Raw genomic sequence first — 13,392 nt, 5'->3', positions numbered from 1 at the left:
GTTCCTCCCGGGTTGTTTTCGCTGAGACCTACACAGCCTAGTTGGCGGTGACGTGGATGGTGTGGAACCCCGTCGCGCCGTCCGGGGCTACGGGAGTTTGGGCTTCTGGCTGCGGGGTACCCGTGGAGTCAGTGGCACGGACCTGGACTTCATGGTTCCCGGCGCCCAACTCAAGTCCCAGCTGCCATTGGTACCACGTGTCCGAGGAGATCCCCGGCGCGAGTTTGGCTTCCTGCCAAGTGCCGCGGTCGACGCGCACCTCCACCCTGGAAACTCCACGGTGTTGGGCCCACGCGACACCGCCGAACTGGACCGTTCCGGCCTTGACCGAGCGGCCGTCCCGGGGCACGTCGATGCGGGACTGCGTCTTGACGGGACCGTGGTCGCTCCACCCGCGCGGTACCCAGTAGCCTTGGTCGTCGGCGAAACGGGTGACCTTCAGTTCCGTCAGCCATTTGGTGGCCGAAACATATCCGTAGAGGCCGGGGACGATCATCCGGACGGGGAAGCCGTGCTCGATCGGCAGGGGTTCGCCGTTCATTCCGACGGCGAGGAGCGCGTCCCGATTGTCGGTGAGCGCTTCGAGGGGGGTTCCGGCGGTCCAGCCGTCCGTGCTGCGGGACAGCACCATGTCCGCCCCGGGCTTGGGTCCGGCCATGGCGAGGAGTTCGCGGACCGGCCAGCCGAGCCAGAGTGCGTTGCCGATCAGGTCTCCGCCTACTTCGTTGGACACGCAAGCGATGGTCACGTAGCGCTCGATCATCGGTTTGGTGAGCAGCGTGGCGAAATCCAAGGTGACTTCGCGCTCCACCAGGCCGGTCACTTTGAGGGTCCAGTCCGGCGGATTCACGGCCGGCGGGATCAGGGCAGTGTCGATCCGGTAGAAGTCGGGGTTCGGCGTGACGAGCGGCTGAAGCCCCGCCAAGGTGAGCGCGGCGCCGTCGGGAATCTTTTCCGGAGGAGTCACCGGGGCGGGTAGTGCCAAGCCGTTGCGGAAGTCCGATGCCACCGTTCCGGCCCTCCGCACGAGGGTCGTGACGATCCCGACGGCGACCGCAGCGATCGCGGTTCCACCGAACAATTGCATGAAGCTTCGGCGGGCCAATGGCATGTCCGCCGCCTCGGGCACGGGGCGCCAGGTTTCGAGGCGCTGGATCAGGAGCCGGAGGAAAAGCATGGTGACCATGGTGGCCACGACGGGGGCGACCGCCGCTGTGGGCGCGGCCTGGGCCCGGGTCAGCACGGCAGCCAGTCCCGCTGCTCCAGCGAGCAAGGCGAGCGCCAGTCCCGCTCCCTTTCGCCGATACTCCAGGAGGCCGGCGACCGCGGCGAGGACTACGGTCACCAAGGCGATGCTGACGATCAGGGCCAATTTGTCGGACGTGCCGAAGAGGTTGACGGCCAGTTCCTTGGCCCAACCCGGCACGGCGTCGATCACTACCCCGCCCAATGCGGTGACGGGCGAGACGGACGGGCTCAGGAAACCGGCCAGCAGTTCGCCGGCCGCCACCCCGAGCCCGATGGCCGCCACGCCACACGCCGCCGCCCACCGGACGGCCGTCCTGGTACTGGCTTTCTTCGAAGTGGTCCTGCTCATGGTGTGCCTGCCTGTTTATGGCTCTTTGCCGGAATGGTGTCCGCGGGAACTGTCTGTATCGGAGATCTCTCGGTGCGGGATGCGCTTGCCGGGGCACCCGACGGAAGGCGGAGCGTGAAACAGCAACCCTCGCCTGTGTTCGCCACCGTGACGGTGCCCCCGTGGGCCTTCACGATGCCGGCCACCATGCTGAGCCCTACGCCGGCCCCGCTGTATCGCGGCGCTTCCCCTTCGACGGGCTTTCCTGCTCCCCTGGAACGGTCCTTTTGCCAACCGGTCTCGAAAACGTGGGCGAGGTCCCCGTCGTCGATGCCGCCGCAGCTGTCGACGACATCGACGACGGCGTCGCTTCCGTCGCGTCCGACGCGAACCAGCACCCCGCCGTCGGGCCGGCTGTAGATGACCGCGTTGAGCAGCACGTTCCGGACGGCCCTTCCCAGGCTGGGGCCGTCCGCGACGGCCATGCACTCGCGGTCCCCGCCGCCGTCGAGCCGGATCCCGCGTTGCGCGGCGAGGGGCGTGAGATCGGCAATGGCGTCGCTCACCAGGTCGTAGAGGTCCAGGGATTCTGCGCTCAGCCGGAGCGTTCCCGCCTGGATTTTGGACAGTTCCAGGAGGTCGTTAACCATGACCGCCATCTGGTCCGTCTGGTCGATGATCTTGCGATAGTACGCGGGGATGTCGGACGCCATGCCGTCTTCCAACGCTTCGGCCATGGCCCGCATGCTGGCCAGGGGGGTCCGGAGGTCGTGTGAGATCCAGGAGACCAGTTCGCGGCGCGCGGTTTCGACGGCGGCCTCCCGGCGTCGGGATTCTTCGAGCTTGACGCTGCTGGCTTCGAGTTCCTGGGCGAGCTGGGCGAGCTCGGAGTTCATGGCAGGCCCGGCCCGACGCGATCCTGGTTGCGGCAGGAACGAGCCGTCGAGGGCTTCTCCGCTGCCCAGGCGCCGCGTTGCCGCCACCAGCCGGATGGCGTTGCGGGACACCCCGGCCCCCAGGACAAGGGAAATCGCTATGGCGACCACCGAGGCCACCCCGAGGATGTACCACATGACTTCGAGATCCACAGCGGAAATGAACATCGCATTGAAGGCGCTCACCATCCCTGCCACGAGGACGGCAACGGTGGCCACCACCACGAGGCAGATCTGCACCAGGATCGACGCGCCGCGCAGGAAACGCAGCAAGGCGAGGGTCAAGGCGCCGATGAGGACAGCCCACAGCAGCATCCAGCCCAGGATCGTGAACATTTCAGCTGGCTGCATGTCCACCGTCCTTCGCGTCAAGGCGGTAGCCGACTCCCCAGACCGTCTTGAGCAACACCGGGGTGGTGGGGTTGTCCTCGATCTTTTCGCGCAAGCGGCGGACGTGGACCGTCACGGTGGACAAGTCCCCGAAGTCCCATCCCCACACTGCCTTGATGAGATCCTCGCGGCTGAACACCTGGTTGGGCCGGCGCAGCAGGAACGCGAGCAGATCGAACTCACGCGCCGTAAGCATCAGCGGTTTGCCATCCTGGAGCACTGTGCGCGAGGCCGGGTCCAGTTCGAAGCCGGCGAGCTCCACGGGAGGTTCGGGGCTGAATTCCCGGATGCTCCGGCGCAGCACGGACTTCACCCGGAGCACCAGCTCGCGGGGAGAGAAAGGCTTGGTGACGTAGTCGTCCGCTCCGGTTTCCAGGCCCAGGATCCGGTCGTCTTCCGTGCCGAGGGCGGTGACCATGATGATCGGGACGCTCATGGCCAGGCGCAGCCTGCGGCACACTTCCACGCCGTCGAGTCCGGGCAGCATCCGGTCCAGGATGACAAGGTCGGGCCGCCTGGCGGCCGCGAGGCTCAACGCGGTGAAGCCGTCGCCGGCGAGATCGACTTGGAAGCCTGCTTGGACCAGGTAGTCCCGGACGACATCGGCGATGGTCTGCTCGTCTTCGACCAGAAGAATGCGGCGATTGCCGACGTCGGCAGCGTGCGGGGCGGGCTGCATGTTCACACCTTCAGCATAGATTCGCATTGTGCCGGCGGGATGTGTTCCGGGCACGTCCCTGCGAACCGTATGTATTCCGTAAGAAGTCGGGCTGTTCGGTGCACTCCGCGGCGGGCAGCCGACGAACGTGACCCGTGGGCGATATCACGCTTGGGCCGTGGCTGGCGTAGCCTGAACCCATGAGTGTTCAGCTAGGCATGCCGTTGCCCCCCACGGGCGACGGGACGGGAAGCAGCGTGTCTGCACCCCCGGCGCGCCCTGCCGGAACCCCCGCAGGCCTGTTCGACCGATACGGACGCCGGGCCACCGACATGCGTTTGTCCCTGACCGACAAATGCAACCTCCGATGCACGTACTGCATGCCTGCCGAGGGCCTCGAATGGTTGTCCAAACAGGCCGTCATGACCGCCGCCGAGATTGTCCGGCTGGTGCGGATCGGCGTCGAACAACTCGGGGTCCGCGAATTGCGCCTCACAGGAGGCGAGCCCTTGGTACGCGCCGACCTGGTGGATATCATCTCAGCCCTCCGTGCGGCGCACCCCGAGCTGCCGATCTCCATGACCACCAACGGCGTCGGACTCGACAAGAAGGCGGCGGCGCTCAAGGAGGCAGGGCTCTCGCGCATCAACGTGTCCCTCGACTCCCTCCACGAAGAAACCTTCACGAAGCTGACCAGGCGTCCTTTCCTCGACAAGGTGCTGGCCGGCGTCGATGCCGCCTGGGCCGCGGGCCTGGGCCCGGTCAAGATCAACGCCGTCCTCATGCGCGGAATCAACGACGCCGAGTCCCCCGACCTCCTGGCCTGGGCAGTGGAGCGCGGCTATGAACTGCGCTTCATTGAGCAAATGCCGCTGGACGCCGATCACGGTTGGACCCGGCGGGACATGATCACCGCCGCCGAGATCCGTGAACTGCTTTCCCGCGACTTCGTGCTGAGCCCGGACCCGCGCGAACGCGACGGCGCACCTGCGGAACGGTTCGAAGTACGACGGCGGAACCCGGCATCCGCCGACGCCACCGGGCCGCTCCTGGGCACCGTCGGCATCATCGCCTCCGTCACCGAGCCGTTCTGTGCCGATTGCCGGCGCACAAGGATCACCGCCGAAGGCAAGATCATGAGCTGCTTGTTCTCCCGCGAGGAATTCGACCTGTTGGGACTGCTTCGCTCCGGAGCGGATGACGAGGAGCTCGCCCAACGCTGGCAGGACGCCATGTGGATCAAACCCAAGGCGCACGGCATGGACCACACCGGCCTCGGCGCACCCGACTTCGTGCAGCCGGACCGCAGCATGAGCGCCATCGGAGGCTGAGGCTTTGCTCGTACGATACTTCGCTGCCGCGCGCGCCGCGGCAGGCGTCGAAGAGGAACACCACGACCTTCCGGAAGGGACCGGCCTGGACGGGCTGATCGCGGCTGTGCTCGCCGTCGAACGTCCGGAACCACCGGCTGGAACACCGCCCCTGGCCCGGATCATTTCGCGCAGTAGCTTCCTGCGCAACGAGGTAGCAGTTCGCGACCGTTCGGCCGCCCTCGGCGCGGACGACGTCGTCGACGTCCTCCCACCGTTTGCCGGAGGCTGAGCCGGCCACGGCCGAAGGGTGGTTCCCCGGGTCCGAGGAGCCTACGCTGTGGCTATCCGCGCAACAGCAAAGGAACAGCCATGTACACCCTCCTGATCGAACACGCTGTGAACGACTTCGGCGCATGGAAGCGGTCATTCGACTCGGATCCGGCAGACCGCGCCGGCTCAGGCGTCGTCTCCTACCGGGTATCCAGGCCCGTCGACGATTCGCAGCGGGTCCTGATCGAGCTTGATTTCGCTGAACGGGAGCAAGCTGAATCAATGCTGAACACCTTGCGGATCAAAGTGTGGACTGGACCGGAACGGCCGGCCGCGCTTGACGGCATGCCGGATGCGCGGATCCTTGAGTCGATGGAGGCCAAGGTCCCCTGAAATGCCGTGCCTTCTGGACTTAGGCCTTAGACGCGCCTGCAGACAGAGATCATGAACGGGCTGAACGTCGGGGCATCCCCGAGCCTCAGTTCCGCGATATGGGTCAGCACGCCGCCGTCCACCGTGAAGGTGTGCCGCGCAGTCCCCCGGGGACTCCGGCGCTCAAGCCGCAGTGTGCCGTCCTGCCAATGCCCGCGGGCCGGGGCTTCCGGTGGCCGGCCCATGCTGTCCACGTAGTACCACATGGTGTCCCCATGGTCCGGGTCCACCGTGAAGACACCGTGCCCTTCGAAATGGGTGCCGTCGGGTTCAATGTGCCGGTAGCTTTGCACCAAGGCATACCCTCCTGCCGCACGTGAGAACGTCACCTCGGCGTCGGCGGTCCGGGCAGGTCCCCACGGCGAGGCCGCAAGCTCGGTACTCCCCCGCCAATGCCCCAGGAACGCCTCCAGCGCAGTGTGTGCAGGACTCTTCAAGGGCTCGTTCATGGCGACTCCTGCGCAAGGGGATGGATACGTCACCATCATGTTCCCGATCGAGCAGGCGCGTCCAGCCTCCCCCCACCCGGACATGCCCCCTGTTCCAAGCCAGGAGTGGACATAACAGGACTATGTCCACTCCTTGGCTCCAACGAGGCACATGTCCCCCGGGAGCGTGCACGGTGCACCACGGCACATGCCCCCTGTTCCAAGCCACGACTGGACATAACAGGACTATGTCCACTCCTTAGCTCCAACGAGGGGCATGTCCCCTAGGGAGCGTGCACGGTGCACCACGGCACATGCCCCCTGTTCCAATCCAGGAGTGGACATAACAGGACTATGTCCACTCCTTGGCTCCAACGAGGGGCATGTCCCCTGGGAGCGTGCACGGTGCACCACGGCACATGCCCCCTGTTCCAAGCCAGGAGTGGACATAACAGGACTATGTCCACTCCTTGGCTCCAACGAGGGGCATGTCCCTAGGGAGCGTGCGCGGTTTAGATGCCGAACGTCTCGGTTTCCTCGAAGGGCCCGACGACGGTCACGGTGCGGGGGGCTTCGGCGAGCACCCGGGCGAGTTCCTGGACCTGCTCGGCGGTGACGGCCTTGATGCGGTCCAGTGTCTCGTCGATGTCCTGGAATTCGCCGGAGACGAGTTCGGCCCGGCCAAGGCGGGACATCCGGGAACCGGTATCTTCCAGGGCCAGCACGATTCCGCCGCACAATTGCCCTACGGCCTTGCGCAGTTCCTCGTCCGTGATCCCGTCCGCAGCGAGCTTGTCCAGTTCGGCGCCCAGGAGTTCAAGAACCTGCTTGACTTTCGACGGCGTGCAGCCGGCGTACATGCCGAAGTAGCCTGCGTCCGCATAGGCGGACGCAAAGGAATACGTGGAATAGACGAGGCCGCGCTTTTCGCGGATCTCCTGGAAGAGGCGCGAGGACATGCCGCCGCCCAGGACCGCGTTCAGGACGCTCATCACGAAGCGGCGATCGTCGGTGGCCACGATCGAGGGGCAGCCCATGATGATGTTGGCCTGCTCCACGGGACGCTTGATGACATGCAGCCCTGCCGTACCCGTGATGTCCGCCCGCTCGGTGGAGCGGCGCTCAACTGGGGCAACGGTGTCCTTCAGCTCCCACCCGGCCGTCCGCAAGGCATCGAGCACGAGGCGGCATACGACGTCGTGGTCCAGGCCCCCTGCGGCGGTGATGACGATTTCGTCCGGCCGGTAGTAGCGCTGGTAGTGTGCCCACACGGAATCGCGGGACACGGCCTTGATAGCGGCGGGAGTGCCCCCGATCGGGCGACCCAGCGGGTGCACACCAAGTACGGCGGCCACGAAGTTTTCGTGTGCGACGTCGGTGGGGTCATCGCTGTCCATGGCGATTTCCTCTAGGATCACGTCGCGTTCCTGTTCAAGTTCCGCAGGATCCAGCACGGCGCCGGTGATCATGTCGGCGATGACGTCGATGGCCATGGGAAGGTCCGTGTCCAGCACCCGGGCGAAGTAGCACGTGCTTTCCTTCGCCGTGGCGGCATTCGATTCACCCCCGACCTCGTCGAACGCGGAGGCGATCTCCAGGGCTGTGCGCTTCTTGGTGCCTTTGAACAGGAGGTGTTCAAGGAAGTGGGTGGAGCCGTGCTGCCCGTCTGCCTCGTCCCGGGAGCCGACTCCCACCCAGAATCCGATGGTTGCCGAACGCTGCCCGGGCATCGCTTCGGTGAGCACCCGGACACCTCCCGGAAGCACTGAACGCCGGACTACGGAGCCGCCTTCGACACCATGGATCAATTCGCCGCCGGGCACGGTCTGCGCCAATGGGAGGGGTACGACAGTCATCAAGACCTTTCAGTTCTGCGGGAAATCATGGGTGCCAAATCTGGCTGCAATCGTACCAGCGGGCGGATCGCCCCCGGGACGGGAATTCATTGTTAAACCGGGCAGGACCGGTGGACATGTCCACCGGTCCTGCCGCGTGTTTGCCGGTTCAGGCTACTCGGCGGAAACTTCAGCCTCTTCGGCGGAAGCTTCTTCCGAGGCGGCGCCTTCTTCCTCGGCCACAACCGGGGAGAGGGAGAGCTTGCCGCGGTCGTCGATCTTCGTGATCTCGACCTGGATCTTCTGGCCCACGGAGACGACATCGTCGACGTTGTCCACGCGCTTGCCGCTGGCGAGCTTGCGCAGCTCGGAGATGTGCAGCAGGCCGTCCTTGCCCGGGGTCAGGGAAACGAACGCACCGAAGGTGGTGGTCTTGACGACCGTGCCCAGGTAACGCTCACCGATTTCCGGGATCTGCGGGTTGGCGATGGCGTTGATCGCGGCGCGTGCTGCTTCTGCAGACGGACCGTTGGTAGCGCCGATGTAGACGGTGCCGTCGTCCTCGATGGAGATGTCGGCGCCGGTGTCTTCCTGGATCTGGTTGATCATCTTGCCCTTGGGGCCGATGACCTCGCCGATCTTGTCAACGGGGATGTTGACGGCGATCACGCGCGGTGCGAACTCGGAGAGCTCGTCCGGAGTGTCGATCGCGGCGTTGATGACGTCCAGGATGTGCAGGCGGGCTTCGCGGGCCTGCTTCAGGGCTGCGGCGAGGACCGATGCGGGGATGCCGTCGAGCTTGGTGTCCAGCTGGATGGCCGTGACGAACTCGGAGGTACCCGCAACCTTGAAGTCCATGTCGCCGAAAGCGTCTTCGGCGCCGAGGATGTCGGTCAGGGCAGCGTAGCGGGTCTGGCCGTCAACCTGGTCGGAAACCAGGCCCATGGCGATACCGGCAACGGCGGCCTTCAGCGGCACGCCTGCGTTGAGCAGGGACAGCGTGGAGGCACAGACGGAACCCATCGACGTCGAACCGTTGGAACCGAGGGCCTCGGACACCTGGCGGATGGCGTACGGGAATTCCTCGCGGGACGGCAGGACCGGAACCAGGGCGCGCTCGGCGAGTGCACCGTGGCCGATTTCGCGGCGCTTCGGGGAGCCGACGCGGCCGGTTTCACCGGTGGAGTACGGCGGGAAGTTGTAGTTGTGCATGTAGCGCTTGCGCGTGACGGGAGACAGCGAGTCGATCTGCTGTTCCATCTTGAGCATGTTCAGCGTGGTGACACCCATGATCTGGGTCTCGCCGCGCTCGAAGATGGCGGAACCGTGAACGCGGGGCAGGACCTCTACCTCGGCGGTCAGCTGGCGGATGTCCGTCAGGCCACGGCCGTCGATCCGGATCTGGTCCTTGAGGATGCGCTGGCGGACAACCTGCTTGGTCAAGGAGCGGAAGGCTGCGGAAAGTTCCTTCTCGCGGCCCTCGAACTCGCCGGCGAGGGCGCCAAGGACTTCGTCCTTGAGTTCGTCGGAGGCGGTGTCGCGGTCCTGCTTGTCGGCGATCTGGAAAACAGCAGCGAGCTTCTCGGCAGCGGCGGCTTCAACAGCGGCGTAGACGTCGTCCTGGTAGTCCAGGAAGACCGGGAATTCAACGGTCGGCTTGGCGGCGCGGGCGGCCAGGTCAGCCTGGGCCTCGCAGAGTGCCTTGATGAACGGCTTGGCGGCCTCGAGGCCTTCGGAAACGACCTCTTCGGTGGGAGCGGTGGCGCCCTGTTCCTTGATGAGGTTCCAGGAGTTGTCGGTGGCTTCGGCTTCAACCATCATGATGGCGACGTCGTCGCCCGCGATGCGGCCGGCAACAACCATGTTGAAGACGGCGTTCTCAAGCTGGGAGTGCTTCGGGAAGGCAACCCACTCGGTGCCCTGTTCGTCGGCGATGAGGGCAACGCGGACGCCGCCGATCGGGCCGGAGAACGGGAGGCCGGAGAGCTGGGTGGACATGGACGAGGCGTTGATGGCCACGACGTCGTAGAGCTCGTCCGGGTTGATCGCCAGGACGGTGACGACGATCTGGACCTCGTTGCGCAGGCCCTTGACGAACGCGGGGCGCAGCGGGCGGTCCATGAGGCGGCAGGCCAGGATGGCTTCGGTGGACGGGCGGCCTTCGCGGCGGAAGAACGAGCCCGGGATGCGGCCGGCTGCGTACATGCGCTCTTCGACGTCGACAGTCAGCGGGAAGAAGTCGAAGCCTTCACGCGGGGACTTGCCCGCGGTGGTTGCGGACAGCAGCGCAGTGTCTTCGTCGATGTAGACCATCGCGGCGCCGGCTGCCTGCTTGGCGAGGCGGCCGGTTTCGAAGCGGATTACACGCTTGCCGAAGCGGCCGTTGTCGATGATGGCTTCTGAGAACTGGATTTCGGGACCCTCCATTGAGAGTCACCTCCGTTTCTTGTTTAGCGGAAGTCCTCCCGCATCGACCCAGGCCAGCGTCTTTTCCTGGCCTGTACGACACCCGGTCATCGATCGAGACCCACGGGCTGCGCCTTCATTTTGGAAAGCTTTCCCGGGGATCACTACCGAAGACCGCGAATGCGCGATGCGGTTGAACTCCTGTTAAGTGTTGGATTTAGTTATGGAGAAAAGGCGGCCCGTTCCGCGGAGGATCGGGCCGCCCGAAGTCAAACTAGCGGCGCAGGCCGAGACGCTCGATGAGCGCACGGTAGCGGGCAATGTCAGTCTTCTTGAGGTAGCCCAGCATGCGCTTGCGACGACCAACCATGGCCAGCAGACCGCGCTGGGTGTGGAAGTCGTGCTTGTGCTCCTTCATGTGCTCAGTCAGATCCTTGATCCGCTGAGTCAGGACTGCAATCTGAACCTCCGGCGAACCAGTGTCGCCCTTGGACGTTGCGTATGCCTCGATGATGGACTGCTTAACAGCGGCTTCAAGTGCCACGTGAACTCCTAGAGTTGTGCCGTGCGTCCCGATTCAGCGCCTCGCTGCCGGGTTGTGATGTGCCAATGACCGCACACAAAACAGGTCCAGCCGCCACGGACTGCAGCCGGATCCATCTCTCAGTTTACCGGCAGCCCGGCAATGTTGTCGAAAGCTGCCGTGTGAGCCTCATCAAAGCCAGGGGTCCGCTCACTGGCCGATCTCGGTCCGGACGGCGAAAAGCTCCGGGAAGAACGTCAAATCAAGCGCCTTCTTCAGGAAGGAAACACCGCTCGAGCCTCCGGTTCCGGTCTTCATGCCGATGGTCCGCTGCACCGTGCGGAGGTGCCGGAAGCGCCACAGTTGGAAGTTGTCTTCCAGGTCCACCAGTTCCTCACACGCTTCGTACGCCGCCCAATTGTCCGCGGCATGTTCGTAGATGTGCTTGAAAAGCGGCAAGAGCTCCGGGGCGAACTCGTGGGCCAGGGTTACGTCCCGGTCCAGGACGGACCGCGGAACGTCGTAGCCGTGCCGGTCCAGGTAGGCCAGGAACTCGTCGTAGATGCTCGGAGCGTGCAGGAGCTCCTCCAGCACGGTCCTGGACTCCGGATCCGAGTCGAACACCGGCAGCATCTTGGCGTTCTTATTGCCGAGGATGAACTCGACGGCGCGGTACTGGCTCGACTGGAAGCCGGACGCATTGCCCAGGAAGCCCCGGAACTGGGAGTACTCGGTGGGGGTGAGCGTCGCGAGCACAGACCATTGCTCGGTGAGTGTCTTCTGGATGTGCTTGACCCGTGCGATGGCCTTGAGCGCGGAGCCGAGGTCGTCCTGGCGGAGCCAGGCGGCCGCGCTGCGGAGCTCGTGCAGGACCAGCTTCAGCCAGAGCTCGGTGGTCTGGTGCTGGATGATGAACAGGAGCTCGTCATGGTGTTCCGGTCGGCTGACGGGTTGCTGGGCGCTGAGCAGCAAGGGCAGCTGCAGGTAGGAGCCGTAGCTCATGCGTGAGCTGAATCCTGGACGATGCCTTCGTCGAGAGGCCGGGTGTTCTTCTCAACGCTCACGGCGCGGGGCTACTTGCTCAGCAAAAGGTCGCGGGCCTGGACGACGTCCAGGCGCATCTGCTCTACCAGGGCCTCGGGTCCGCGGTAGGCCACCATGCCCCGCAGCCTGGCCGTGAATTCCACCACGACGGTTTGGCCGTAGAGGTTGAAGTCCTCCACGGCTTCCTCCGGGCGGTCGATCACGTGGGCTTCCACTTGGCGGCTCACGCCGTCGAACGTGGGATTGGAACCGACCGAAATCGCGGCGGGCCAGCGGGTTCCGGATTCGTCCACGAGCCAGCCGGCGTAGATTCCGTCCGCAGGGACGTAGCCCGTGGAGCCGTGGTCCAGGTTCGCCGTGGGAAAGCCCAAGGCACGTCCGCGCGCCGCACCGTGGACCACTTCGCCGCGCATCCTGTGCGGGCGGCCGAGGACGGCGGCCGCGGTCTCGACGTCGCCTTCGGCAAGGGCCTCGCGCACCCAGGTGGAGGAACAGCGGCGGTCCGTGCCGCCGTCGTCGTGCACTGGAAAGCCCTCCGCGCCGAACTCATTGACGACGTGGACGCCGAACCCCAGTTCCTTGCCCAGTTCCTGCATGGTGCCGACGTCGCCGGAATTTCCCACACCGAAACGGAGGTCATGGCCCACCACAACGTGAGCCGCGTGAAGCCCCTCCAGCAGGACGTTGACGACGAATTCCTCCGGAGTCATGGCCGCCAGGGTGAGGTTGTATTTCATGACGAGGACAGCGTCCACGCCCGTGTCGGCCAGGGCATCGAGCTTGTCCTGCAGCCCCATCAGGAGCTCCGGTGCGGAGTCCGGCCGGTGGACCAGCGCCGGGTGGGGATCGAACGTCACGACGACGGACCGCGCGCCGTGCTGCTCCGCGGTGCGCAACAGTTGGGTCAGCACCTGCTGGTGTCCGCGATGGACACCGTCGAAGTTGCCGATGGTCACGACGCTGGGACCGAAATCCTCGGGGACCTCGGTGGGATCGTTCCAGATGTGGACCATCAACCTCGCCTTTTACTGCTGGTATTCGCTATGCCCGGCGCCTCGTCCGGCGCCGGAATTCTCTAAGGTTACCCGCTATCCCGTGGCTGGCATGCGCGGGCTGCGGAGCCTCGATTCCTACTGCGGGAGCGGTGCCGGGCGGCGGCGGTAGAGCCACAGCAGGCCCAGGACCGGCAGGATCAACGGCACAAAGCCGTATCCACGTCCGAACAGCGACCACACGGTGTCATGCGGGAAGGCCACAGGATCGAAAAGGCTGATGGCACCAACCACCACCACCCCGAGCATCTCCACGAGGACGGCTGCCAGCGACACCTTGAACCACGCGCGGCCCGGCTTCGCGAGGGACACCGTGGCCACGATGTACACCACTGCGGCGAAGGCCGAGAGGATGTGGGCCAAGGGAGCGTCCGAGAACTTGGTCAAGATCTGATAGCCTGCGCGGGCCGTGGCCGAGATCGCGAAAACCGCGTAGACCGCGATCAGCAGCCTCCCAGGCCCGGTGTTGCGGGTGTCCCGGTTCTTCTTCTCGGTGCTTTCAACAGTCACTTCGTGTGCTTCTTCCAATG

The 13,392-nt window shown here is 65.3% G+C and carries 12 protein-coding genes and 1 pseudogene; 3 read left to right on the top strand and 10 right to left on the bottom strand.

All coding sequences use genetic code 11. From position 1 onward, the window contains the following. Positions 1-37: 37 nt before the first annotated feature. From KNN17_RS10450 to KNN17_RS10440, 3 genes are read right to left on the bottom strand one after another with little or no spacing between them, the layout of a single operon-like run. Positions 38-1,597 (bottom strand): molybdopterin-dependent oxidoreductase, encoded by a 1,560-nt coding sequence (locus KNN17_RS10450; protein ID WP_241708799.1) that lies wholly within the window; start codon positions 1,595-1,597, stop codon positions 38-40. Further along, positions 1,594-2,862: a sensor histidine kinase gene (locus KNN17_RS10445; RefSeq protein ID WP_241708797.1), complete on the bottom strand. Its 1,269-nt coding sequence runs from the start codon at positions 2,860-2,862 to the stop codon at positions 1,594-1,596. Before KNN17_RS10445 ends, KNN17_RS10450 begins: the two co-directional genes overlap by 4 nt. Further along, the gene (locus KNN17_RS10440) at positions 2,849-3,580 is read right to left on the bottom strand and encodes a response regulator transcription factor (protein WP_078105748.1); all 732 of its coding nucleotides are present in this window, start codon (positions 3,578-3,580) and stop codon (positions 2,849-2,851) included. Before KNN17_RS10440 ends, KNN17_RS10445 begins: the two co-directional genes overlap by 14 nt. Before the next feature lie 179 nt (positions 3,581-3,759). On the opposite strand from KNN17_RS10440, the gene moaA reads away from it, so the two are divergent. The 3 genes from moaA (at position 3,760) to KNN17_RS10425 (ending at position 5,535) form a co-directional block, all read left to right on the top strand. Continuing rightward, positions 3,760-4,890 (top strand): GTP 3',8-cyclase MoaA, encoded by a 1,131-nt coding sequence (gene moaA / locus KNN17_RS10435; protein ID WP_241708795.1) that lies wholly within the window; start codon positions 3,760-3,762, stop codon positions 4,888-4,890. Positions 4,891-4,894: 4 nt separating this feature from the next. After that, entirely contained in the window at positions 4,895-5,161 is a 267-nt protein-coding gene (locus tag KNN17_RS10430; protein ID WP_234753108.1) for a MoaD/ThiS family protein, read from the top strand. Positions 5,162-5,241: 80 nt separating this feature from the next. Continuing rightward, positions 5,242-5,535, top strand: coding sequence for a hypothetical protein (locus KNN17_RS10425; RefSeq protein WP_241708792.1), 294 nt, complete (start codon positions 5,242-5,244; stop codon positions 5,533-5,535). A 26-nt stretch (positions 5,536-5,561) separates the two neighbouring features. Here the strand turns inward: KNN17_RS10425 and KNN17_RS10420 are convergent, their stop codons facing one another. The 7 genes and pseudogenes from KNN17_RS10420 to KNN17_RS10390 all read right to left on the bottom strand — a co-directional run bounded on the left by KNN17_RS10420 (position 5,562) and on the right by KNN17_RS10390 (position 13,390). Beyond that, complete coding sequence (locus tag KNN17_RS10420) at positions 5,562-6,023, bottom strand: DUF1579 family protein (RefSeq protein ID WP_241708790.1); 462 nt, start codon at positions 6,021-6,023, stop codon at positions 5,562-5,564. Positions 6,024-6,514: 491 nt separating this feature from the next. Beyond that, positions 6,515-7,858 (bottom strand): M16 family metallopeptidase, encoded by a 1,344-nt coding sequence (locus tag KNN17_RS10415; RefSeq protein ID WP_078105689.1) that lies wholly within the window; start codon positions 7,856-7,858, stop codon positions 6,515-6,517. Between the two features lie 153 nt (positions 7,859-8,011). Next, positions 8,012-10,264: a polyribonucleotide nucleotidyltransferase gene (locus tag KNN17_RS10410; protein WP_241708787.1), complete on the bottom strand. Its 2,253-nt coding sequence runs from the start codon at positions 10,262-10,264 to the stop codon at positions 8,012-8,014. Positions 10,265-10,517: 253 nt separating this feature from the next. Next, on the bottom strand, positions 10,518-10,787 hold the full coding sequence (rpsO, locus tag KNN17_RS10405; RefSeq protein WP_028266602.1) for a 30S ribosomal protein S15: 270 nt from the start codon (positions 10,785-10,787) through the stop codon (positions 10,518-10,520). A gap of 189 nt (positions 10,788-10,976) precedes the next feature. Further along, a pseudogene (gene kynA / locus KNN17_RS10400) lies at positions 10,977-11,830 on the bottom strand (tryptophan 2,3-dioxygenase). Between the two features lie 9 nt (positions 11,831-11,839). Further along, positions 11,840-12,823, bottom strand: coding sequence for a bifunctional riboflavin kinase/FAD synthetase (locus KNN17_RS10395; protein ID WP_241708785.1), 984 nt, complete (start codon positions 12,821-12,823; stop codon positions 11,840-11,842). A 117-nt stretch (positions 12,824-12,940) separates the two neighbouring features. After that, entirely contained in the window at positions 12,941-13,390 is a 450-nt protein-coding gene (locus KNN17_RS10390) for a hypothetical protein (RefSeq protein WP_078105693.1), read from the bottom strand. Positions 13,391-13,392 lie beyond the last annotated feature (2 nt).

Origin of the sequence: Arthrobacter bambusae, assembly GCF_022606295.1 — a bacterium.
Taxonomy (GTDB): domain Bacteria; phylum Actinomycetota; class Actinomycetes; order Actinomycetales; family Micrococcaceae; genus Arthrobacter; species Arthrobacter bambusae_A.
The sequence above is the reverse complement of the archived record's forward strand: the minus strand, read 5'-3'. Positions and strand labels throughout refer to the sequence as shown.